The following is a 22,244-nucleotide window of genomic DNA, read 5'->3' on the forward strand; positions in this document are numbered from 1 at the left end:
CTGAGGGTGGACGGAGAACACCTCTCCGGGGGACGCGCCGGAGGTGCGGTCGGGTGCATCGTTCTTCCATGCAGGTACTCATGTTCGCACTCGTGTTCGCGGGGCTGGCCCTGGTGGCCGCGGTCCCGCTGGTCGCGCTGCTGCACGTCTCCGAGCACCACGGGCTGAACGACCGTTAACCTCCAGACCCACGACTGGGTCATGGAGGTTGCTGATGGAGATCTCGGGCACCGCGGCGATCGTCACCGGCGGAGCGTCGGGGCTGGGCGCCGCCACCGCGCGCGCGCTCGCCGCGCGGGGGGCGCGCGTGTTCGCGCTGGACATCTCGGTGGACGGCGCCCCCGCCGTGGAGGGCGTCACCTACCTGGCGGCGGACGTCACCTCGGAGGAGGACGTCCAGGCGGCCGTCGACACCGCCGCGAACTCCGGCGCTCCGCTGCGGATCGCGGTGAACTGCGCGGGCATCGGCCCGTCGACCAGGACGGTCGGCAAGTCCGGCCCGCACCCGCTCGACCTGTACCGCAAGGTCCTCGACGTGAACGTGGTCGGGACGTTCAACGTCCTGCGCCTGGCCGCCGCCGCGATGGGGGCGACCGAGCCGGGGCCGGACGGCGCGCGCGGCGTCGTGGTCAACACCGCCTCCGTCGCCGCCTACGAGGGCCAGATCGGCCAGGTCGCCTACGCGTCGTCGAAGGCGGCGGTGGTCGGCATGACGCTGCCCGCCGCGCGCGACCTTTCCTCGGTCGGCGTCCGGGTGATGACCATCGCGCCCGGCATCGTGGACACCCCGATGCTGGCGACCGTGTCCGAGGAGTTCCGCGCGGGCCTGGCCGCCGGGGTGCCGTTCCCCAAGCGGCTGGCGCTGCCCGACGAGTACGCGAAGCTGGCGCTGTCGATCATCGAGCACGACTACCTGAACGGCGAGGTCGTCCGGATGGACGGCGCGCTGCGCATGGCGCCCAGGTAGTCGCGCGGGAGGTCACGCACCGGCGGCCGGGCCGGGGGCCTACAGGTCTCCGGCGTACGGCAGCCCGGCCACGGCGTCCGAGGTCATCCAGCCCCGCAGGGCGTGGGTGGCCCGGACGTCGTCCTCGTTGTACTCCAGCAGCCTGCGCCGCTGCGCCGGGTCGGGCTCCTGGCCGTCCATGCCGACCGCGTCCCGGTACCAGCGCATGGAGTTCTCGCCGCCTGCCTCGGGGTCGCGCCAGTGGAACCCGGCCAGCGGGGCGATCGTCTTGAGCCCCTTGCCGTTGGTGGACAGGAACTGGTCCCTGACCACGCCGAACAGGTCGACCCAGTCCGGCGAGGTGATGAACTCCTTCACCTCGGCCACCGGCGGCACGCCCGGCTGCCCCTTGAACCGCTGGGCCGACGACAGCAGCCACCGGTTCTCCGCCAGCTCGTTGTAGCAGTAGGCCTTGAAGCCCAGCCCCCGCTCGGCCGCCGCGCGGCGCACCCCGGTCAGCCACGCCCAGAACTCGGCGAACGAGCGGGCCTCGTCGGCGCACGGCAGCTTGTCCCAGGTCGCGAACGCCCGGTAGCCGGGCTCCTGGCCGACGTCGGCGCCGCTGAGCAGGCAGCCCCACATGTAGGCGCCCAGGTCGCCGAAGCTCTCCATGTCGACGTCGACCTCGACGTCGGCCCTGGCCACCTCGATCCTGGGCACCCGCCGCGCCACGGCCAGCCCGCGCAGCCACGCCCGCGCCAGCACCACCGCGTCCTCGTGCGGCATCCCGACCAGCGGCACGGCGGGCTCGGCCGGGTCGAGCGCGGCCAGGTCGTCCACGGTCGGCACGCCCGCCCTGCGCAGGGCCATCGCGTCCTCGCCGCGCACCACCAGCGACACGTCGCGGGCCCGCACCAGCGCGTCCGAGCACACCGGCCACCACGGGCAGGTCTTGCACTCGACCACCCGCGACGGCCTGGCCAGCGGGGAGGTCCCGGCGATGGCCGCGTCGGCGATGGCGAGGCGGTCGGCGAAGCGGGCGTCGTACTCGGACAGCGCGGTGCGCCCGCCGGGCCAGGTCGCGGCCTCCAGGTCGTGCCACACCACGACGTCGGCGTCCATGCCGATGGCGCCGCCGGTGGCCCGGCCGGGCGCGGCGCGATCGGCGGCCTGCAGGAGCCGCTGGACGTGCGCGAGGCGCAGCTGGTCGCGCGGCTGGGGGCGGACCTTGCGCACCGGGTCGGTGCGCGCGCCCGCGGGCTGCGGGTAGGACAGCGGGGAGGTGCGGGCGCCGTGGCCGGGGTCGGTGGTCTTGTGCCGCACGACGATCACCGGCACGTACCCGGTGCGGTCGCGGACCAGCAGCTCGACGCCGCCCTTGCGGCCACCGCGCGGGTCGCGCGGCAGCACCGCGCCCCAGATGTACTCGGCGCCCGCCCGCATCGCCTCGGCGGTGACCCGCTCGCGGTCGGCGACCGGCACGTCCGGGGGAACTTCGACGAGGGCCGACCCGACCTCGCGGCCGAGCGCCCTGGCGACGGCGGCCCGGTGGTCCACCGCGTCGGCCCGGCGCTGCTGCCCGGCAGCGTCCGGCGGGGCCTTGGCGGCCTCCCGCACGTCCGGGTCGTGTTCGAGGTGCACCCGCCGCCGGCAACGAGTGACCACACCGGCGTCGAGCTGCACCTGGGAAGTCACCGGAGAAGGGTAAGCCGGGAGGTCCGGGCTCGTACCCGCAACCCGCGCTCGGCGCGATCTTTTCCACGCGGGTGGCTACTGTGCGGTCAGGAGGTGCGGCGATGGCGCGGAATCCGGCGCGGAAGCGGGGCATCACCCCGAGCGGTGCGAAGAACCTCGTCGGGGTGGCCAAGATCGTGGTGCCCGCCCTGCTCCCGGTGCTCGCGCCGCTGGCCGCGCGCGCGGCGTCGGCGGCGGGCGACCGGTACGACCGGTACCGCGCGGCCAGGCTGGGCGTGGACGTGGACCGGCTGGCCGAGTACTCGGGCCGGGGCGCCCGGCTGCACGCGCGGATCTCGAACGCGGGCGAGGCGCTGTCCGGCCTTGTGGAGTCGGACGCGGGCTACGCGCAGCGGTGCGGGCAGCGGCTGGCCCAGCTGCAGGCCGCGGTGCGGGCCTCCGAGGGGATGCCCGCACCGCGCAGGAAGGCGGCTCACCGCGCCGTCGCGGCCGACCTGGACGCGGTGGAGGGCGAGCTGCTGAAGAGGTTGGGCGTCGACTAGGCGCGCGGAGCGGCCCCCAGGACCGCTCCCACCGGGCCGACGCCCACCCCGGCTACTTCTTGGTCAGGCTCGCGCCGTCGGCGGTGGCGCGCTCGTCGGTCTCGGCGCTCCTCCCGGCGGCCTCGGACCGGACGCGCTTCTCCGCGTCGCTCAGGCCCTCGCCCTTGGTCAGGCTCTCGACCGCGCGCAGCGCGGCCTCCTCCGGACCGATCTTGGTCGAGACCTCCTCCAGCACCTCGGCGACCCGCTCCTCGCGCCGGATCATCGGGTCGCTGCGCAGGTCGCGGGCGAGCGACAGGCACAGGCCGACCATGACCACGGCGAACGGCAGCGCCGCGATGATCGTGAGGTTCTGCAGGCCGGTGAGCCCGCTCGACCCGCCGACCAGCAGCATCACCGCGCCGACGGCGCCGGTCACCACGCCCCAGAAGATCACCACGCCCCTGGTCGGGGCGATGGAGCCGCGCTGGGACAGCGTGCCCATGACCACCGACGCGGCGTCCGCGCCTGACACGAAGAAGATCGCCACCAGCACCATGACCAGCACGATCGAGACCGACGCGACCGGGTACTCGCGGAGCACGGCGAACAGCTGGCCCTCGGCGGTGGACTGGCCCGCGATGTCCGCGCCGCCCCGCTGGGTCGCGATGGCGGTGCCGCCGAAGACGGCGAACCACATCAGGCTGACCAGGCTCGGCACGCCGATGACGCCCGCGACGAACTGGCGGATGGTGCGGCCCCGGCTGATCCTGGCGATGAACATGCCGACGAACGGCGCCCAGGCGATCCACCAGGCCCAGTAGAAGACGGTCCAGCCGGACAGCCAGGTCTCCATGGGGTCGCCGCCGGTGGCGGCGGTGCGACCCGTCATCTCGGCCAGCTCGCGGAAGTACTCGCCGATCGCGGTGGGCACCATGTTGAGGATGAACACGGTCGGGCCGACCACGAACAGGAACAGCGCCAGCACCACGGCCAGCACCATGTTGACGTTGGACAGCCACTGGATGCCCTTGGCCACGCCGGAGACGGCGGAGGCGATGAACGCCACGGTCAGCACGGCGATGACGCCGACCAGCACGGCGTTGCCGACCTCACCGGCCCACCCGACGATCTCCAGGCCGCTGCCGATCTGCAGCGCGCCCAGGCCGAGCGAGGCGGCCGAGCCGAACAGCGTGGCGAAGATCGCCAGCACGTCGATCGCCTTGCCGACGCCGCCGTTCGCGGTGCGCTCGCCGAGCAGCGGCGCGAACGCGGAGCTGATCAGCTGGCTGCGGCCCCTGCGGAAGCTGCTGTAGGCGATGGCCAGGCCCACCACGGCGTAGATCGCCCACGGGTGGAGGGTCCAGTGGAACAGGGTGGTGGCCATCGCGGTGCGCAGCGCCTCGTCGGACGAGGCCTCCACGGTGCCGGGCGGCGGGTTGACGAAGTGCGTCAGCGGCTCGTTGACGCCGTAGAACATGAGGCCGATGCCCATGCCCGCGCTGAACATCATCGCGATCCAGGACACGGTCTTGAACTCGGGCCGCTCGTCGTCGCGGCCGAGCGGGATGCGGCCGTAGCGGCTGACGGCGAGCCAGAGGGCGAACAGGACGAAACCGGACGCGAGCAACACGAACGCCCACCCCAGGTTTCCCATGACCCACCCGAGGGCAGTCTTGGAAGCAGAGGCGAGCGAATCGGTGGCGAACACGCCCCAGCCGAGGAAAGCGGTGGTGATAGCGGCGGCCACGCCGAACACGACGTAGTCGGTGCGGCCGGGGCGGTCGACCTTCGGCTCCCCCGGCAGAGGTTGTTTGATCTGCGGTTCTGCGGTCGTCACCGGTATGCCGTACCCCTCACCCGTTCGGACCAAACCTTCGGAGGTCCGGACGGGCCTCTCGCGCGCGCCCACCCGTCTCCTACGCTGGGTGACGTGGCCACTCGACCAGGTGTGACGTCCCGCGCGGCGCGCGGGGCGCTGGTCGCTGTGACCTCGACCTCGTTGGGCCTGGCAGCGCACGGCGCGGCGGGCGGCGAGGCCGTCGAGCTGGCCCCCGCGCTGCCCCTGCTGCTGCTCACCGCGAGTGCCGGGACCGCGCTGGCCGAGCGCCGCCGGGGCCCCTGGTCGGTGGTGGGCGCGCTGGTGCTGGCCCAGGTCGGGCAGCACGCGGTGCTCGCGCTCGCCTCGCACCGGCACCACGGTCCGGGCCTCGGCCTCGACCCGCTCGCGATGGCCGCCGCGCACGTGGTCGCCGCGCTGCTCACCGGCCTGCTGCTGGCCAGGGCGGACGCGGTGCTGCTCGCGCTCGCGGGCGCCGCCGCCCGGCTGCTGCCGGTGCTGCGCGAACCCCGCCCGGCCGCCCGCCCCGCCGCGCTCCCCGCACCCGAGGACCGCCCCCAGACCACCCCCGTCCGGATCGCCCTCAGGCGGGTCAACGCCCGCCGGGGCCCGCCCGCGCTCCCGATCGCCCCGCACCCAGGACCACGCTGAACCCGCGATCAGGAGCACCCCACACCATGTCCACCACTCGCACCGGCCTGCGCTCGCTCGTCCGCGCAGGAGCACTCCTCACCACCGCGGGCTTCCTCGCGCTCGGCACGGCGGGCACCGCCTCGGCGCACGTCACCGCGTCGACCACCGCCCCGGCCACCCAGGGCGGCTACGCCAAGGTCACCTTCCGGGTGCCGAACGAGCGCCCCGACTCCGGCACGGTCAAGCTGGAGGTCACCCTCCCCGCCGAGTACCCGCTGGCCTCGGTCAGCACGAAGCCGCTGCCCGGCTGGCAGGTCGAGGCGGTCAAGGCCAAGCTCGACAAGCCGGTCACCAGCCACGGCCGCGAGGTCACCGAGGCCGTCCGCACCGTGGTGTGGACCGCCGACGCGGGCGTGCAGATCGCCCCCGGCCAGTTCAACGAGTTCGAGGTGTCGGTCGGCCCGCTGCCCGACACCACCGAGCAGCTGGTCATGCCCGCGAAGCAGACCTACGCCAGCGGCGAGGTCGTCGACTGGAGCGCCCCGCCCGCCGACGAGGAGCCCGAGCACCCCGCGCCGGTGCTGAAGCTGGTCAAGCCCGCCGAGGGCGCCGACTCGCACGGCAACGCCCCCGCCGGGTCCGAGGACTCGCACGCCGGGACCGCCACGTCCACGACCACCGACGACACCGCCCGCTGGCTGGGCGGCGCGGGCCTCGCGGTCGGCGCGCTGGGCCTCGGCCTCGGCGCGGGCGCGGTCCTGCGCACCCGCCGCTCGGGCAAGCCCTCGGCATGAGGCGCGCGGTCTCGCTGCTGCTGTCCGCGCTCGTGGCGGGAGGGGTCGCGCTCGGCGCGGCCCCGGCCGCGTGGGCGCACAACGTGCTGATCTCCAGCGACCCGAAGGACGGCGCCGAGCTGGCCACCGGGCCGCGCGAGGTCACGTTGACCTTCGACCAGCCGGTGCAGGCGGGCGAGCGGTTCAACACGCTCACCGTCACCTCGGCCGACGGCACCCGCTGGGAGGACCAGGCCGCGCCGACCGTGCGCGACAACTCGGTGATCTTCCCGGTGCGCGAGCTGGGCCCGGCGGGCGAGTACACCATCGGCTACCGGATCCTGTCCGCCGACGGGCACCCGGTGAGCGGCTCGCTGAAGTTCACCACCACGACGGCGGCGCAGGGCACGCCCGTGCCCGCCTCGGAGACCTCGACCCCGGACGCCTCCGGCGAGGACTCGGGCGGCGGCGTCCCCATCTGGGTGTGGATCGTCGGCGCGGTCGTGCTGCTCGGCGGCGGCGTCTTCTTCGCCCTGCGCGGTGGAGGGGACGGCGCCGACCGGTGACCGCCGACCGGACCAGCGGCCCCGCCCGTCCCCGGATCCGGGTGGCGGGCGGGCTGCTGCTGGGCGCGCTCGCCGGGGTCGTCGTCGGGCTCGCGATCGCGGGCGCAGGCGAGTCCCCCGGCGGGCCGGGGCTCCCGGCGCTGGTGGCCCAACCGCTGGTCAGGGTCCTGCTGGACCTCTCGGCGACGGCCGTGGTCGGCCTGTCGCTGCTGCCGAGGCTGCTCGGCTCGGCCCGGCCGTCGGCGACCGAGCCGGTGCTGCGGCTGGCCAGGCCCGCGTCCGTGGTGCTGTCGGCGGTGTGGGCGCTCGCCGCGCTGCTGTCGATCGTGCTGCGCGCCCACGAGACCAGGCCGGACGTGCCGCTGACCTCGGACCGGGTGCTCGACTACGTGCAGCGGGTCCCGGCGGGCCAGGGGCTGCTGTTCAGCGCGGTGTGCGCGGTGGTGTGCCTGGGGATCGGCGCGGTCGCGGTGCGCGGCGGCGAGTCGGTGCCCGCCGAGCTGCGGGTGCTGGTCGCCCTGTTCGGGCTGCTCCCGCTGCCCGCCACCGGGCACGCGTCGAACCGGGACTTCCGGGACGTGGCCGTGGTCGCGATGGAGCTGCACGTGCTGGGCGCGGCGCTGTGGACCGGCGGGCTGGTCGCGCTGATCGCGCTGGTGGCGCACCGCAGGGGGCTGCTGGCCGAGGCGCTCCCCCGGTTCTCGGCGCTGGCCACCGCCGCGCTGCTGGTGGTGACCGCGACCGGGGTCGGCACCGGGCTGCTGGAGCTGGCCGCCGCGCCGGGCGGCGGGCTGCCGGGTTCGCTGGTGACCACCCCGTACGGGCTGCTGCTGGTCGGCAAGGCGCTGTGCGCGCTGGCGCTCGCCGCGCTCGGGGCGCGCATCCGCTGGTGGCTGCTGCCGCACGTCGCGCGGCACCGGCCGACCGCGCTGGTCGGCTGGGCGGCGGCCGAGCTGGCCGTGATGGGCGCGGCGTTCGGGCTCGCGGTGGTGCTCTCGCGCGCACCGGTCGCCTAGCGGCTCCGGCCGAGCGCCGACCGGGCCGAACCGGGCCAGAACGGGGCGGTGACCGCTCGTCGGGCGGGCCCACCGGTTGCCGGGCACCGGTCAACCGGTTGTGGTCGATTCGGCCCAGCGCCGAACGGTCCTTCCGGTGCGATGAACTGCGCCCGGAAGGACCAGCGGCGATTGGGCCGAGCGATCGCCCTCAGTCCTGGGCGAGCCTGGCGGTCGGGTCGTTGCGGAACTTCCCGAGCACCACCAGCGCCTCCTGCCCGCGCCGGTCGAGCTCGCGGGCGTCGATCCAGCCGTTGGCGAAGTAGCGGTAGTCCTGGGCGAGCTTCACCAGCTCCGCGAGGTAGTCCGCGGAACGCCTCCGCCGCTCCTCGTCGAACGAGGCCAGCAGCGGCAACTGCGTGTCCACGACCTCGTCCAGCATCCTGGCCGCGTCGAGGGCACGCTTGGCGCGCCGGCGCCTAGTGCCGAGCAACTGTCCGATTCCGCGCACCGTGGCAACACCCCATCGCCCGAGTCAGCACCCGAACCCTAGGCACTGCGAAGCTCCCCGTCGATGGGTTCAGTCGCATTCCACGTGCGCGGTGTTACGCGAATTGCGGGCTCAGCGGTAGGGCTCCCAGCGGGTGTCCGAATCGCCCTCGCGCAGTGATCGAAGTCGTCGCCGCAGCTCAGGGGCGACCTCGGGGTGGCTGCGCAGGATCGGCAGGACGCTGGTGGTGAGCTTCAGCTCACGCACGTCCCTGAGCAGGGCGTACCCCGGCCAGCCGGTCACGTCGAAGCCGTACTCGGCGGCGAGCTGCTCGTGCCACCGCCACGGGTGGCCGAGCCGGGCCGCGCCGACCGGGACCATGGACAGGTCCCACTCCCTCGGCCCCCGGCCGGTCGAGTCGAAGTCGCAGATCAGCGGCCCGTCCGGGCTCGGGATGAGGTTGCGCAGGTGCGCGTCCCCGTGCACGACGCCGACCGGGAGCTCGGTCTCCAGCGCGCCGAGCCGCTCGGCGAGCGCCGCGCAGCGCTCCTCCAGGAACGCCCGGTCGTCCGCCGCCAGCTCCTCGGCGTCGGCGATCCGCCGCCGCACGTCCTCCAGCGGAGACCACTTCGGCACCTCGAAGTCCGGCTCCGGCAGCGAGTGGAGCAACCGGAGCAGCCTGCCGAGGTCCCGGCCGTCGACGGGCGGGCCGCCGCTCGGCGCGGTGCGCCACAGCGTGGCCACGTGCTCCCCCACCACGAGCGGCTGGGGCACGTCCTCCACCAGCCGCACGGCGGGCACGTCGTGCCGGGCCAACCACCGGGCGACCGCCACCACCTTGGGCGCCCGGTGGCGCAGCGCCATCGACCCCGTTATCCGCACCACGACCCGGTCGGCGGGCAGCTCGTACACCGCGTTGGCGGTGAACTTCAGCAGCCGTGCGCCCCGGTGGTCGAGGCCGAGGCCCGCGCACAGCCGCTCCAGCACGTCCGCGAGCACGGCGGGGGTGAACCTGCCACCGCCCGCCACCCGCGCGCCGTCCCCCTCGGCGCCGCTCCCGGACCCCGGCGGGGGTCCGAGCCGCAACGCCTCAGGCCGCGCTGTCGGTGCCGGTGAACTTGGAGACGCGTTCGGCGAGCTCACGGGCGTCCTGGTTGTTGCGGCGCTTCTGCGCCTCGCCGAGGAGGGGCTTCATCCGGTCCTTGGTGCGGATCGACTTGAGGCTCTCGGACAGGTCGAGCGCCTGGCGGCCGACCTTGGAGCCGTGGTCGAGGTCGCCCTGGAGCAGGTGGTTGATCGACAGCGAGATGAAGTTGAACGACTTGCTGCGCGTCATGTCCTCGCCGTAGCCGCCGATCGCCTTGGACAGCGCCGGGATGGCCGTGCGGGTGTACTTGACGTCCACCGTCTGGGCCAGCTCGGTGTGCACCGTGCCGACCATCGCGGACAGGTCGTTCGCGTCGAAGAACCGCGCCCACGCGGGCGCCTCGGCGACGTTGGCCCTGGCGAACTCGTCGCGCGCCCTGCCGAGCAGCTTGAGCGCCTGCGTGTCGGAGCCCATCTTCGCGTAGGCCCAGGCCTCGTTCGCGCAGAGGATGCCGACCGCCAGCTCGGAGCCGGAGTTCTGCGCGGCCAGCTGGCCGAGCTGGAACACCTTGAGCGCGTCGTCCGGGGCGTCCTGGTGCAGGTAGACGCGCCCCATCCGGTAGAGGATGTTCGCGACCAGCTCCTCCTTGCGCCCCTGCTTGGCCAGGCTGAGCGCCTGCCCGAAGTGGTTGCGCGCCGAGTCGTAGAGCCCCGTGTCGAACGACGTCCAGCCCGCGAGGTTGTGCAGGTCGGCGAGCGCGACGTACAGCCGCTCCTTGACCAGCTCGGTCGCGTTCGCGCCCAGCATCTGCTGCCCCCAGGACAGCTGGGCGACGACGGCGTCGCGGCAGGAGCCGCCGCCGTACTGGTAGTCCAGCGTGCGCAGGGCCTTGGTGGCGGCCTCGACCTGGCGGACGTCGGTCATGCCGATCCGGCCGGGGGCCGGGGTCTGCGCGGGAGAGCCCGTCCAAGACCCGGAGTCCGTGCCGAACACGGCCGCACCGACGGTGATGGCGGCGGCGTGCGCGAGGAACTTCCTTCGCTTCACCGACTCGTCCTCCTCAGAATGGGGTGCCTCCGCCGTGGCGGCCACCCGCACTGCCGTGGCCTCGTCGTAGGCGAGGCCCATGTATCCCCTGGGGACACCCAAGCCGGTGGCGATCCTGGTCAGGACGTCGTAGGCCATGACCTGACGACCCTTGAGGATCTCCGACACTTCGGACTGCGACTGACCGGTGAGCGCGGCGATCTGGCGCTGCGACACGCCGTGCCTGCGCAGCAACCGGTAGACCGTGCTGATCTCCCGCTTGGCCAGGGCGTCGCGCATCTCCTGCTGGTCCCAGACCTCGGGCGTAACAGGAGAGTTCGACGAACCGATGGTGTTCAATTGCGCCCCCTCACAGTCCTTACCGGGCGTCAACGGCAGAGTAGGGGCATTCCACCAACTGCGAGAAGTGTCGATCGGCGAGGCTGATCGGCCCTACTGAACTCCGTTGACCGCTTACCGTGGAACGAGCACCGGCCACCGCTGGAGTGCCCCGCTCCGGCTTGAATCATCGCAATCTAGGTTCCGGTAAGCGAGTGAACTCGGAGAGGGACACGCGGTGGATCTGATCGAGCGGGCGGTGACCACCCGGCGCGGTGGCGTCGCGGGCGAGGTCGTCCTCGGTGTTTCCCCCTCCACTTCCCTGTCTATCCAGGAGCCGACCGACCTCGGCTCCGGATGGCGCGGCTCGACCGGGCAGCGTCGTCGGTGGTGCTCCAGCCCCGACGGCGTGGACGGCCGGGACCGCAGCTCCACCGCCCGGACCTCCGGGGGCCCCGCGCCCCTGGTCGGCCCGACCGGTGGGGCGGCGGTCCTTTCGGCCGACCGACTCGTACAGCTCAGGGCAGCGCTACGCGAAGCCGCCGAGAAGGCGGAAAGGTGACGGTGACGTTTCGGTGGACGAGATCCTCGGTCAAGTTCTTCGCAACGCGGTCTGGGAACGGTTGGACCTGCTCACGGAGCTGGCCAGCCAGGCCGACGCCCCTTCCCTCCTGTCGGTGGCACGATCCGAGCTCCCTCGGTTGACCGAGGGATGGCGGGCCCTGCTCGCCGCGCACGAACCGGACGACAAGGGCAACTGCCCCGAGTGCTCCGGTCGTTGGCGGCAGCAGAAGAGCCCCTGCTCGGTGTGGCGCGCCGCGTACGAACACCTGGTCGCGGGCGGACTGGCCCCGCGCCCGGCTCGGCACCTCCGCACGGCGCCGGTGACCCCTCCTGTCACCCGGTCGCGCCGAGGAGCAGTTGTCCGAGCCCATTAACGGGCGGTGGCGACCTGTCGTTCCCCCGACGCGACACGGTCGTCCACCCGCCTCACGCTGACCGGCGGTCCGGGACGTGCGAACCCCCGACCGCGACGAACGGGCCGCCGGTCAGCTTCACAACCGAACACCACAGTCATCCGCGGGCCGGTGCCGTGCACACCTTCCCTCCCGACCGGCGCCGGTCCGCGGGCACCAAGTCCGGCCCCGATGTCCGCTCCTCCCGCGCGGGCATCGGGGACGGTTCCACGTCCGGGTTTCGCATTTCCGCACTTTCGCGTTCAGGGCCCTTCACGTTCCGCACAGTTTCCCGGTTACGCACTGTTCCCCCTTTTGGGGGCCATTCAGCGCACACCGCAGAGCCGAACGCGTTCACCTGTGAACGCCGGTCCGCCAGGCGAGATATGCGACAGCTCCAGGAATCACCCTTCCGACCAGGTCGAAGAGTTTGATCTGCCACGGGAAAACGACTTCGGAGCGTCCCCGCTCGACCGCCTTCACCACTTCGGCAGCCACCCGTTCGGGGGTCATCGTGGGAACGAACCTGCTGACCACCGACGGGATGCGCTCGGCCGAGCCGGGGTTGTTGTCGAAGTAGTTGGACCGCACCGCGCCGGGCACGACCTCGGTGACGCCGACCCCGGTGCCCCGCAGGTCCTGGCGCAGCGCGGCGACCAGCCCGCGCACCGCCCAGCGCGCCGCCGTGTAGCCGGTGGCGCCGGGGATGGCGATCCGCGAGGCGGGCGAGTTCAGGAACACCAGCCGCCCCGAGCCGCGCTCGCGCATGGCGGGCAGCAGCAGCGAGGTGAGCAGGGCGTACGAGGCGTACGGCAGGGCGGTCATGCCGCGCAGCTCGTCCGGACCGGTGTCGTCCAGGAACAGCCAGCGGCCGACGCCCGCGTTGTTGACCAGCACGTCGACCGGTCCGACCTCCTCGGCGAGGGCGAGCACCCGCCGCTCGTCGGCGAGGTCGGCGACGTGCGCCACCGCCCGCCCGCCGCGCTCGGTGATCCGCCGGGCGACGGTCGCGAGCGCGACCTCCCCGCGCGCCACCAGGTGCACCTCGGCGCCGAGCGCGGCGAACCGCTCGGCGACGGCCGCCCCGATCCCCTGGGACGCGCCGGTCACCAGAACCCTCATCGCACTCCTCTGACCCTCGTGACGCACAGCGAGGCGACGCCGGTCGCCACCGCCGACAGCAGGAACAACCCCCGGTAGCCGCCGAGGTGGACGAGCACCACCGACGCCAGCGCGGGGGCGAGCACCTGGGGCAGCGCGTTCGCGACGTTGACGACGCCGAGGTCCTTGGCGCGGTCGGTCGCGGCGGGCAGCACCTGGGTGAGCATGGCCAGCGCGACCGCCCAGTAGGCGCCGAAGCCGAACCCGAGCAGCGGGGCGGCGACCAGCGCGGACCACCAGGTCGGCCAGGCGGCGAGCAGCAGCGCGGCCAGCGCCATGAGCGCGGCGGACAGGTGGACGCCGCCGCGCCTGCGGCCGGTGCGGTCGGAGCGGGCGCCGACGAGCACCGCGCCGACCGCGAGTGCCGCGCCGTAGAGCAGCATCAGCACCAGCAGGCCGTCCTCGGGCGCGGGGTGGCGCACCTCGTCGGCCAGGAAGAACAGCAGGTAGAGGGTGCCGAGCGCGTTGCCGAGGTTGATGGCGAAGTGCGCGGTCCAGGCCCAGGCGAAGTCGGGGTGCCGCCTCGGGGAGACCCACAGCTCGCGCGCGACGAGCGGCGGGCGGGCGGCGCGCGGCAGCCGGGCGTCCGGGGTGGCGAGCACGAACGCCAGCGCGCCCGCGACGACCAGCGCCGCGCACACCAGGTAACCGGCGGTCTGGCCGGTGACCAGCACGGTCACCACGACGGCGCCCAGCACGGTGCCGAGCATCTGGCTGATGCCGACGAGCCCGCCGACCCTGGCCCGCTGCGCCACCGGCACCCGGTCGGGGACGCCGGAGGTGAGGCTGGCGAGCATCCCGTTCAGCCCGGCCTGGACCAGGCACCAGCCGAGCGCCATCGACCAGGCCGCGTCGGCCCCGGAGAGCACGGCCAGGCCGAGCGCGCCCGCCAGCGCGCCGCCCAGGGTCCACGGGTGGCGGCGGCCGAACCGGGAGCAGGTGCGGTCGGAGGACAGCCCGATGAGCGGGTTGGCGACCAGCGCCACGGCCGCGCCCAGGGCGGTGACCAGGCCGAACACCAGCTCCTTCGCGTCGGGCGCGATCCGCTCGGCCTGCTGCGGCAGCAGCACCTGGATGGGGGCGTAGACGCCGAGCCACAGGCCGAGGTTGGCCAGGAACAGCAGTGTCGTCCAGCCCCGGCCGACCGGGGTGACCGGTTCGGCGAGCGGATCGGGGGCGGTCGCGGCGGGCGCGGCGGCGGTTATCTCGGGGTCCGGCGCGCCCGGTCCGGGGGCGCTCACCGGCGGATCCGGTCGCGGTACCAGCGGAAGGAGGCGCGCGGGGTGCGGCGCTGGGTGGCGTAGTCGACGTGGACCAGGCCGAAGCGCTGCGAGTACCCGGAGTCCCACTCGAAGTTGTCCAGCACCGACCAGACGAAGTAGCCCTTCGCCCCGGCGGCGATCGCGGCCTCGCTGTGGGCGGCCAGGTACTCGACGCGCTCGGTGTCGTCGAGCGAGTGCGGGTAGCTGCACCCGCTCTCGGTGATGTGGACGGGCGGCAGGTGCGGGTGCCTGGCGCGCAGGGCGTCGATCATCTCGCCGAGCCCGGCGGGCACGACCGGCCAGCCGAAGCCGGTGAGCGGGTGCTCGGTGATCGGGACCAGGTCGAACGGCAGCGGGTTGCCCGGCGACGGGGCCGCGAGCCGGGTGGGGTTGTAGTAGTTGACCCCGTAGAAGTCGAGCGGCTGGGCGATGGTGGCGAGGTCGCCGTCGTAGATCGGCAGCAGGTCGACCAGCGCCTCGGGGTAGCGCCCGGCGAGGACCGGGTCGGCGTAGAGCCAGTTGTGCAGGTCGGCGTACGCGCTCGCGGCGGCGGCGTCCTCGGCGGAGCCGGTGGCGGGCCAGGCCGGGGTGTGGTTGTTCGCGGTGCCGACCGAGGTGGCGCCCGCCGCGCGCAGGGCCTGGACGGCGAGGCCGTGGCCGAGGTTGAGGTGGTGGGCGGTGGGCAGCGCGTCGTACAGGAGGGCCTTGCCCGGCGCGTGCTGGCCGGTGGCGTAGCCGAGCAGGGTGACCATGGCGGGCTCGTTGACCGGGATCCACATCGCGACCCGGTCGGCCAGCCTCGCGGCGGCGGTGGCGGCGTAGTCGGCTAAGCGGTGGGCGGTGTCCCTGGCGAGCCAGCCGCCCGCCTCCTCCACGTGGGCGGGCGTGTCCCAGTGGTAGAGCGTCGCGACGGGGGCGATGCCCGCGTCGAGCAGGTCGTCGACCAGCCGGTCGTAGAAGTCCAGCCCGCTGCTGCCCCCGCCCGCCGCCCGACCGCCTTCGACGCGGGGCCAGGACAGCGAGAACCGGTACGCGTTCACCCCCAGCTCGCGCAGCAGCGCCACGTCCTCGGCGTGCCGGTTGCGGTGGTCGCAGGCCACCCGCGCGGTCTGTCCCTCGAACGAGGGAAATTCATCCCACACTGAGGGAAGCCTGCCGTCCTCGTCGAAGCCCCCCTCGATCTGGAAGGCGGAAGTCGAGACGCCCCAGAGGAAATCAGGTCCGGTCATGACACCTCCCACGAAACGTGAAACGGATTCACACAGTAGGCGTGTTGCGGTGTGGTGGGAAGTCATCGAGCCTTCGACCGGGCACTATGAAGGCCCCTACCAGTCCAGCAGGAGTCGCCGTGACTAGCACGACCCCCTTGCGCAGGCAGCCGGTGCAGCAGCGCAGCGCCAAGCGCGTCGAGCGGATGCTGGAGGCCTGCGCCGCGCTCGTCGAGGAGGTCGGCTACGACGGGGTCACCACGACGCTCATCGCCGAGCGGGCGGGCGTCGCGGTCGGCTCGCTGTACCAGTTCTTCCCGGACAAGCGGGCCGTCGTGCAGGAGCTGACCCTGCGCAACCTGGAGCGGTTCATCCAGACCGTGGACGGCACCTTCGCCACCAGGACGCCCGCGCACTGGTGGGACGCGGTCGACTCGATCTTCGACGTCTACGTGGCGATGCACCGCGAGGTGCCCGCGTTCAGCAGGCTGCACTTCGGCGACGTGGTCGACCTGCGGCTGATGGACGACCGCAAGGACAACAACTCCGTGGTGTCCGACCGGATCGCCGAGATGATCTCCACCCGCTTCGCGATACCCCTGGACGAGGTCAGGCTGCCGATCTCCATAGCCGTGGAGGCCGCCGACGGCGTGCTGGGCCTGGCCTTCCGCCGCGACCCGGCGGGCGACCCGCTCGTCCTCGACGAGGCCAAGGCGCTGATCAGGGGCTACCTGTCCACCAGGATGCCCGATCAGCCACCGGCCACCGCCTAGCCGAAGGCCTTGCCCTCTCCCCGGTAGGTCGGCACGACGGCCTCGACCCGGTCCCCGCTCACCAGGTGGTACTCCGCGAACCGCTCGGCCAGCTCGCCCGCCTTCGCGTGGCGCAGCCAGACCCGGTCCCCCAGCTCCAGCCGGTCGGCGGCCTTCCCCACGACCGGCGTCTGCACCTCCCCGGCCCCCTCCAGCGCGAGCAGCTCCAGCCCGCTCGGCAGGTGCGGCGAGGGCAGCCGGTCCGGCGTCCCGGTCCCCGACGCCAGGTACCCGCCCGAGAACAGCGTGGCCACGTTCCGCTTGGGCCTGCGCACGACGGGCAGCGCGAACAGCGCGGCCGGGCGCGGCCGGAACGAGCGGTAGGCGTCGAACAGGGTCGGCCCGATCAGCCCGGACCCGGCGGCCAGCTCGGTCACCGACCGGTCGGCGCCGGTCGACTCCAGGCTCCCGGTCCCGCCGCCGTTGACGAACTCCAGCTCCGCGACCCGGCGCACCGCGGCCACCGCAGCGGCCCTGCGCTCGGTCAGCTCCGGCACCGAGCGGGCCTGCATCCAGCGCACCGCGAGCCCCCAGGCCCGCCGTCCGGCGGGCGCGTCGCCGATGCCCGCCACCTGGCCCTCGTAGGCCATGACGCCGACCAGCCGGAAGCCCTTCCTGGCCACGACCGCGCGGGCGAACCGGACGGCGTCGCCCTCGGTGTGCACCGGCGAGCGGCGCGGTCCGACGTGCACGCCGGGCAGCGGTCGCCACGAGACGTCCAGTTCGAGGCACACCCGGATCTCCGGGTGGTCGTCGCCGAGCGCGGCGTCGACCAGGTCGAGGTGCGCGGTCGAGTCCACCATGATCGTGATCCGCCGCCGGGCCTTCTCGTCGGCGGCCAGCGCGCGCAGCGCGGTGTGGTCGACGGTCGGGTAGGCGACCAGCAGGTCCTCGGCGGTGTCCTGGGACGACAGCCAGAGCGCCTCGGGCAGCGAGTAGCACATCAGCCCGGCGTAACCGGGCCTGGCGAGGACGCGGTCGAGCAGCGCTCGCACCCGGACCGACTTGCTGGCCACCCGGATGGGCTTGCCCCCGGCCCGCCGGACCAGGTCGGCCGCGTTGTGGTCGAACGCGTCCAGGTCGACGATCGCGAGCGGGGCTTCGAGGTCCTTGGTCGCCAGGTCGAGTCGCGTCCTCGGCTGCATGGCGCCAACGGTACGTCGAAAAAGCTTGAAAGGTGAAACGCTTTCACTTACCTTGTGTGGCTCTCCTCACACCGGAGGCGCAGATGGCACCCCCCTGGACGAACTGGGCGCGGACCGAGACCGCAGCCCCGATCCGGGTCGAGCACCCCACGACGGCGGAGGGGATCTCCGAAGTCGTCCGCACCGCCGACGCCATCCGCGCGCGGGGCAGCGGCCACTCCTTCACCGGGGTCGCCGTCGCCCCCTCGGTCGCGCTCGACCTCGACCGCTGGACCGGCCTGGTCGACGTGTCGGGGGAGCTGGTGACCGTCCGCGCGGGCACCACCCTCCGCGCGCTGAACGAGCTGCTGCACCAGCACGGGCTCGCCATGCCCAACCTCGGCGACATCGACGCCCAGACCATCGCGGGCGCCACCGCCACCGGCACCCACGGCACCGGCGCGGCGCTCGGCGGCCTGGCCACCGCGATCGTCGCGCTGGAGGTCGTGCTCGCCGACGGCTCGCTCGTCCGCTGCTCCCCCGCCGAGCGCCCCGCGCTGTTCGAGGCGGCCAGGCTCAGCCTCGGCGCGGTCGGCGTGATCAGCACGCTGACCCTGCGCTGCGTGCCGTCGTTCGTGCTGCACGCCCGCGAGTACCCGGCCAGGCTCGACGCGGTGCTGGAGGAGTTCGACCACCTCACCGCGACCGAGGACCACGTGGAGTTCCACTGGTTCCCGCACGGCGACCGGGTGATCGTCAAGCGCAACAACCGGGTGGACGAGCCGTGCGCGCCGCTGTCCGGGCTGCGCCGGTTCTACGAGTACGACGTGATGGAGAACGCCGCGTTCGGCGCGGTGTGCAAGGTGGCCCGCGCCGTGCCCGCGACGGCCAGGGGGCTCAACCGGATGTGCGGGGCGCTGATCGGCGAGCGGGACTACCGCGACCAGTCGCACCGCGTCTTCACCACCCCGCGCCGGGTCCGGTTCGTGGAGACCGAGTACGCGGTGCCCCGCGCCGAGCTGCACGGGGTGCTGGCCGAGCTGCGCGCCGCCGTGGGGAAGCTGGAGCACGGGGTGATCGTGCCGGTGGAGGTGCGGGTCGCGCGGGGCGACGACATCTGGCTGTCCACCGCGCACGGGCGGGACACCGCCTACGTCGCGGTGCACCAGTACGTGGGGATGCCGCACCGGCGGTACTTCGACGCGTTCGAGCGGATCGCGCTCGCCGCGGGCGGCAGGCCGCACTGGGGCAAGCTGCACAGCCTGGGCGCCGAGGAGCTGGCCGGGCGCTACCCCCGGTTCGAGGACTTCCGCCGCGTGCGCGACGAGGTCGACCCCGACCGGAAGTTCGGGAACCGGCACCTGGAGCGGGTGCTCGGCTGAGGCGACCGCCGGGCGCGGCCAGTGCCGCGCCCGGCGGTGCGAGACCCGTCACACCCCTGTCTTGCGCGGGGCGCGGGACCGGCGGACCGTGATCCGGATCTCAGCGCCCGATCCCAGCGCCCCGATCCCGGCGCGCCGGTCCGGGGACCCGGACCGGCGCGACCGGTGTGACCTAGAACGCGTCCTGGACCGGCGTCCCGCCGGAGACCAGCTCGTAGGTCTTGCCGATCGACGACGGCCGCCCCAGCGCCGCCACGACCACGGCGGCCACGTCGGCGCGCGGCACCGCCCCGTCCTCCGCGTCCCCCTCGGTGAGCCGGACCGCGCCGGTCGCGGGCTCGTCGGTCAGCCTGCCGGGCCGGACGATCGTCCAGTCCAGGTCGCGGGCCCGCAGGTCGTCCTCGGCCGCGCCCTTGGCGAGCAGGTAGGCGTCGAACACCTCGTCACCGGTGGTCCGGCCGATGCCCGCCGAGCTGATCTGCACGAACCTGCGCACCCCGGCCAGCTCGGCCGCGTCGGCCAGGAGCGCGGAGGCGCCCCGGTCCACGCTGTCCTTGCGCGCCACCCCGCTGCCGGGCCCGGCGCCCGCGGCGAACAGCACCGCGTCCGCGCCCGTCAGGTACTCGGCGACCGAGGCGACGTCGCTCGCCTCCAGGTCGCACAGCACCGGGACCCCGCCCGCCTCGGTCACGTCGGCGAAGTGGTCCTCGTTGCGGACCAGCGCGGTGGCCGAGTCCCCCTCGGCCGCCAGCAGCCGCTGGACGTGCAGCGCGATCTTCCCGTGCCCTCCCGCGATCACAACCCTCATGCGGCCGACGCTAGTCGCCGCGCGGGCCCGCCACAGATCGGCGGCGCGGGTCAGGCGGTGGCCAGGACCCGCTCGTAGACCAGCTCGTTGACCCAGCGGGTGGTGGCGGTGTCCTCGACCGGCACGGTCTCGTTGCGACCGCAGACGTCGGTGGTGAGCTCGCTGCTCTCGTCGGCGAGCAGGACGTTCACGCCGTACCTGCGCACGCGCGGCAGGCAGTTGGCCAGGTAGTCGTGGCTCAGCGCGACCGAGGCGGGCAGCACGGCGGCGGCGTTGCCGAAGCGCGCGAAGGGGACGGCGGAGGCCAGCGCGGTCCGCCAGTGCCTGGCCACGGCCAGGACGCCGACGATGCGCACGGCGGCGGGCGGCACGCGGCCGTCCATCTCCGGCCACACCCAGGTGGAGACGGTGGCCCGGTCGACCTCGGGGGTCGCGCCGAGGCACAGCCGCTCGGCGTGCGCGTCGGCGATCAGGTCGGCCACGACCACGACCTTGCGGCCCATCAGGACCATCTCCGGCAGCACAACGCCGTGCCACCCGAGGCGGACGGCGGCGACGCTGGCCAGCTCCTCGACGGAGCCGGGCAGTTCGGGGATCGGGACAGCCGCGGCCGACGAGGCCCTCGCCTTCGCGGAGTCCGTGACCTCGATACGTGCGGGTGTGCTGCTCACGCCAAAGCCTCCTCGGGAACCACGGCGGTCGATCCGCCGCGTTTCGACTCGTGCTCTGGATAAGGCGTACCAGTCGGAGCGCCGTTCGCCCCCCGCTGCGGACCGGCCCTGAGTTCAGCGGTTTCACCGGGTCGGTGACCGGTCGTTGACCGGTTCGGCGAATTCGGCCCGGCGATGCTGCCGTCCGGGTGACACGAGACCCTGGGAACGGCCCGCGACGGGCACGCACAGGCACACCGCTCGCCTGGAATCCGATACGCGCCGGGCTCGAATAACGGCGGCGAACCGCATCGACGACCGTTCACCGCTTGAAACCAACCGACCGCCGAGCGCGGGGCCGTTCGAGTGACACACATCACTGCCCGGTTTGCCCGTGGCGAACAGCGGAAAACCTCCGAAAACCCAAGAGGCCCACCCCCTGTTGGGGGTGGGCCTCCGGTATTCGGTGGGCGAGGGGGGAGTTGAACCCCCACGTCCTTTCGGACACACGGACCTGAACCGTGCGCGTCTGCCATTCCGCCACTCGCCCTGGCGACGAGGAGAACACTAGCACGATCTCCATCCGGATTACCAATTGGCCCGTGTCCCGCCTCCCCGGCCCGGATACGATCGGGTCAGAAGTCGACCGAGTCGGAGGGTTGCCGTGGGCCTCGTACAGCGCTTCGAGCGCCGTCTCGAAGGCATGGTTGGCGACACCTTCGCCAGGGTGTTCGGCGGCAACGTCGTCTCGCAGGAAGTGGCCCAGGCCCTCCAGCGGGAGGCGGATGGGAACATCCGGGAGCTGGCGGGCGGGCGGCTGCTGGCCCCCAACCACTACGTGGTCCTGCTCGGCCCTGAGGACCACGACAGGCTTGCCGGTGACGGCCAGGATGAACTACGCATCACCAAGTCCCTGGGCGACTCCATCCAGGAGCACCTGGAGGAGAGCGGATGGGATACCTATGGTGACGTCGTAGTCTCCCTGGAGCGCTCCGACGCGCTGCACACCGGTCAGTTCCGAACCCGCTCGTCCGTCGACCCCGACGTGAAAGTTGACAGCCGACGGTCAGCACCACCTCGCACTGCAGGAGACGGATCAATGAGCCAGCCTCCCGGCTACGGACAAGGACAGGGCCAGCCCGGCTACGACCCCTACGCGCAGGGCGGCTACGGCGGCCAGCAGGGTTACGACCAGCAGGGCTACGGCCAAGGCGGCCAGCAGCAGGGCTACGGCCAGCAGGGCTATGACCAGCAGGGCTACGGCCAAGGCGGCCAGCAGCCCGGTTACGACCAGCAGGGCTACGGCCAGGGCGGTCAGCAGCAGGGCTACGACCAGGGCTACGGCCAGGGTTACGGCCAGGGCGGCCAGCAGCCCGGTTACGACCAGCAGGGCTACGGCCAGGGCGGCCAGCAGCCCGGCTACGACCAGGGCTACGGCCAGGGCGGCCAGCAGCCCGGTTACGGCCAGCAGCAGGGCTACGACCAGGGCTACGGCCAGGGCGGCGCGGGCTACGACCAGGGCGGCCAGGCGGGCTACGGCCAGCAGGCCGGGGGCTACGACCAGGCGGGCTACGGCCAGCAGGCGGGCGGCTACGACCAGGGCTACGGCCAGCAGGGCGGCTACGGCGGCGCCCCGGCGGGCGGCGCGCAGCGCCAGCTGAACGCGACGCTGCACCTGGACGACGGGTCCAACCGGACCTACAACCTGAAGCAGGGCGGCAACGTGGTCGGCCGCGGCCAGGAGGCCGACTTCCGGCTCCCCGACACCGGGGTCTCCAGGAGGCACCTGGAGATCACCTGGGACGGGCACAGTGCCATGCTCGCTGATCTCGGCTCGACCAACGGCACGACGGTGAACGGGACCCCGGTGCAGACCTGGCAGCTCGCGGAAGGCGACGTCGTCCGCATCGGCCACTCGTCGCTGGTCTTCCGCACACAGGGCTGAGGTCGAGACGTGTGACGTGACGGCA

General features: G+C 73.4%; 22 protein-coding genes and 1 tRNA gene. 11 read left to right on the plus strand and 12 right to left on the minus strand.

The features are described 5' to 3' along the window. Nucleotides 1–214 precede the first annotated feature (214 nt). The gene (locus LV78_RS07135) at nt 215–967 is read left to right on the plus strand and encodes an SDR family NAD(P)-dependent oxidoreductase (RefSeq protein WP_253843933.1); all 753 of its coding nucleotides are present in this window, start codon (nt 215–217) and stop codon (nt 965–967) included. A gap of 39 nt (nt 968–1,006) precedes the next feature. Here LV78_RS07135 and LV78_RS07140 read toward each other — a convergent pair whose 3' ends face one another. Further along, the gene (locus LV78_RS07140) at nt 1,007–2,641 is read right to left on the minus strand and encodes a TM0106 family RecB-like putative nuclease (RefSeq protein ID WP_253843934.1); all 1,635 of its coding nucleotides are present in this window, start codon (nt 2,639–2,641) and stop codon (nt 1,007–1,009) included. A 101-nt stretch (nt 2,642–2,742) separates the two neighbouring features. Between LV78_RS07140 and LV78_RS07145 the strand changes: the two genes are divergently transcribed. Next, entirely contained in the window at nt 2,743–3,183 is a 441-nt protein-coding gene (locus LV78_RS07145) for a DUF6474 family protein (protein ID WP_253843935.1), read from the plus strand. A 52-nt stretch (nt 3,184–3,235) separates the two neighbouring features. Here LV78_RS07145 and LV78_RS07150 read toward each other — a convergent pair whose 3' ends face one another. Beyond that, nucleotides 3,236–5,002 (minus strand): BCCT family transporter, encoded by a 1,767-nt coding sequence (locus LV78_RS07150; RefSeq protein WP_253843936.1) that lies wholly within the window; start codon nt 5,000–5,002, stop codon nt 3,236–3,238. Nucleotides 5,003–5,095: 93 nt separating this feature from the next. Here LV78_RS07150 and LV78_RS07155 point away from each other — a divergent pair, with 93 nt between their 5' ends. The 4 genes from LV78_RS07155 to LV78_RS07170 are packed head-to-tail and all read left to right on the plus strand — an operon-like array spanning nt 5,096 to nt 7,990. After that, a complete protein-coding gene (locus tag LV78_RS07155) occupies nt 5,096–5,653 on the plus strand; it encodes a hypothetical protein (RefSeq protein WP_253843937.1) in 558 nt (185 codons plus the stop codon). Nucleotides 5,654–5,679: 26 nt separating this feature from the next. Continuing rightward, a complete protein-coding gene (locus LV78_RS07160) occupies nt 5,680–6,429 on the plus strand; it encodes a YcnI family copper-binding membrane protein (protein WP_253843938.1) in 750 nt (249 codons plus the stop codon). Next, nucleotides 6,426–6,974, plus strand: a complete 549-nt coding sequence (locus LV78_RS07165; protein ID WP_253843939.1) for a copper resistance CopC family protein — start codon at nt 6,426–6,428, stop codon at nt 6,972–6,974. The genes LV78_RS07160 and LV78_RS07165 overlap by 4 nt, the downstream gene beginning before the upstream one ends. Continuing rightward, entirely contained in the window at nt 6,971–7,990 is a 1,020-nt protein-coding gene (locus tag LV78_RS07170; protein ID WP_253843940.1) for a CopD family protein, read from the plus strand. Before LV78_RS07165 ends, LV78_RS07170 begins: the two co-directional genes overlap by 4 nt. Nucleotides 7,991–8,180: 190 nt before the next feature. Here LV78_RS07170 and LV78_RS07175 read toward each other — a convergent pair whose 3' ends face one another. From LV78_RS07175 to LV78_RS07185, 3 genes are all read right to left on the minus strand, one after another. After that, the gene (locus LV78_RS07175; RefSeq protein WP_041836481.1) at nt 8,181–8,480 is read right to left on the minus strand and encodes a hypothetical protein; all 300 of its coding nucleotides are present in this window, start codon (nt 8,478–8,480) and stop codon (nt 8,181–8,183) included. A gap of 111 nt (nt 8,481–8,591) precedes the next feature. Beyond that, a complete protein-coding gene (locus LV78_RS07180; protein ID WP_253844309.1) occupies nt 8,592–9,488 on the minus strand; it encodes a phosphotransferase in 897 nt (298 codons plus the stop codon). A gap of 61 nt (nt 9,489–9,549) precedes the next feature. Next, a complete protein-coding gene (locus tag LV78_RS07185; RefSeq protein ID WP_232520113.1) occupies nt 9,550–10,872 on the minus strand; it encodes a helix-turn-helix domain-containing protein in 1,323 nt (440 codons plus the stop codon). A 277-nt stretch (nt 10,873–11,149) separates the two neighbouring features. On the opposite strand from LV78_RS07185, the gene LV78_RS07190 reads away from it, so the two are divergent. Next, nucleotides 11,150–11,473 carry a hypothetical protein gene (locus tag LV78_RS07190; RefSeq protein ID WP_253843941.1) on the plus strand — a complete coding sequence of 108 codons (324 nt, stop codon included), beginning with the start codon at nt 11,150–11,152 and terminating at the stop codon, nt 11,471–11,473. Nucleotides 11,474–11,486: 13 nt separating this feature from the next. Further along, on the plus strand, nt 11,487–11,849 hold the full coding sequence (locus LV78_RS07195) for a hypothetical protein (RefSeq protein ID WP_253843942.1): 363 nt from the start codon (nt 11,487–11,489) through the stop codon (nt 11,847–11,849). A 372-nt stretch (nt 11,850–12,221) separates the two neighbouring features. On the opposite strand, the gene LV78_RS07200 is transcribed toward LV78_RS07195, so the two are convergent. From LV78_RS07200 to LV78_RS07210, 3 genes are read right to left on the minus strand one after another with little or no spacing between them, the layout of a single operon-like run. After that, nucleotides 12,222–12,989: an SDR family NAD(P)-dependent oxidoreductase gene (locus LV78_RS07200; RefSeq protein ID WP_253843943.1), complete on the minus strand. Its 768-nt coding sequence runs from the start codon at nt 12,987–12,989 to the stop codon at nt 12,222–12,224. Further along, complete coding sequence (locus LV78_RS07205; protein WP_253844310.1) at nt 12,986–14,233, minus strand: MFS transporter; 1,248 nt, start codon at nt 14,231–14,233, stop codon at nt 12,986–12,988. The genes LV78_RS07200 and LV78_RS07205 overlap by 4 nt, the downstream gene beginning before the upstream one ends. Before the next feature lie 32 nt (nt 14,234–14,265). Then, nucleotides 14,266–15,519: a family 1 glycosylhydrolase gene (locus tag LV78_RS07210; protein WP_253843944.1), complete on the minus strand. Its 1,254-nt coding sequence runs from the start codon at nt 15,517–15,519 to the stop codon at nt 14,266–14,268. A 119-nt stretch (nt 15,520–15,638) separates the two neighbouring features. Here LV78_RS07210 and LV78_RS07215 point away from each other — a divergent pair, with 119 nt between their 5' ends. After that, entirely contained in the window at nt 15,639–16,271 is a 633-nt protein-coding gene (locus LV78_RS07215; protein ID WP_253843945.1) for a TetR/AcrR family transcriptional regulator, read from the plus strand. On the opposite strand, the gene LV78_RS07220 is transcribed toward LV78_RS07215, so the two are convergent. Beyond that, nucleotides 16,268–17,455, minus strand: coding sequence for an amino acid deaminase/aldolase (locus LV78_RS07220; RefSeq protein ID WP_253843946.1), 1,188 nt, complete (start codon nt 17,453–17,455; stop codon nt 16,268–16,270). The genes LV78_RS07215 and LV78_RS07220 overlap by 4 nt on opposite strands. 83 nt (nt 17,456–17,538) lie before the next feature. Here LV78_RS07220 and LV78_RS07225 point away from each other — a divergent pair, with 83 nt between their 5' ends. Further along, the gene (locus LV78_RS07225) at nt 17,539–18,816 is read left to right on the plus strand and encodes a D-arabinono-1,4-lactone oxidase (RefSeq protein ID WP_253843947.1); all 1,278 of its coding nucleotides are present in this window, start codon (nt 17,539–17,541) and stop codon (nt 18,814–18,816) included. A 172-nt stretch (nt 18,817–18,988) separates the two neighbouring features. On the opposite strand, the gene LV78_RS07230 is transcribed toward LV78_RS07225, so the two are convergent. From LV78_RS07230 to LV78_RS07240, 3 genes are all read right to left on the minus strand, one after another. Next, nucleotides 18,989–19,624, minus strand: coding sequence for an SDR family oxidoreductase (locus LV78_RS07230; RefSeq protein WP_253843948.1), 636 nt, complete (start codon nt 19,622–19,624; stop codon nt 18,989–18,991). A gap of 50 nt (nt 19,625–19,674) precedes the next feature. Beyond that, entirely contained in the window at nt 19,675–20,295 is a 621-nt protein-coding gene (locus LV78_RS07235) for a hypothetical protein (RefSeq protein ID WP_253843949.1), read from the minus strand. 446 nt (nt 20,296–20,741) lie between these two features. After that, nucleotides 20,742–20,824 (minus strand) — tRNA-Leu (locus LV78_RS07240). 114 nt (nt 20,825–20,938) lie between these two features. Here LV78_RS07240 and LV78_RS07245 point away from each other — a divergent pair. Next, on the plus strand, nt 20,939–22,219 hold the full coding sequence (locus LV78_RS07245) for an FHA domain-containing protein (protein WP_308208681.1): 1,281 nt from the start codon (nt 20,939–20,941) through the stop codon (nt 22,217–22,219). Nucleotides 22,220–22,244 lie beyond the last annotated feature (25 nt).

The sequence above is a fragment of the Actinosynnema pretiosum genome, from assembly GCF_024171695.1.
Taxonomy (GTDB): domain Bacteria; phylum Actinomycetota; class Actinomycetes; order Mycobacteriales; family Pseudonocardiaceae; genus Actinosynnema; species Actinosynnema pretiosum.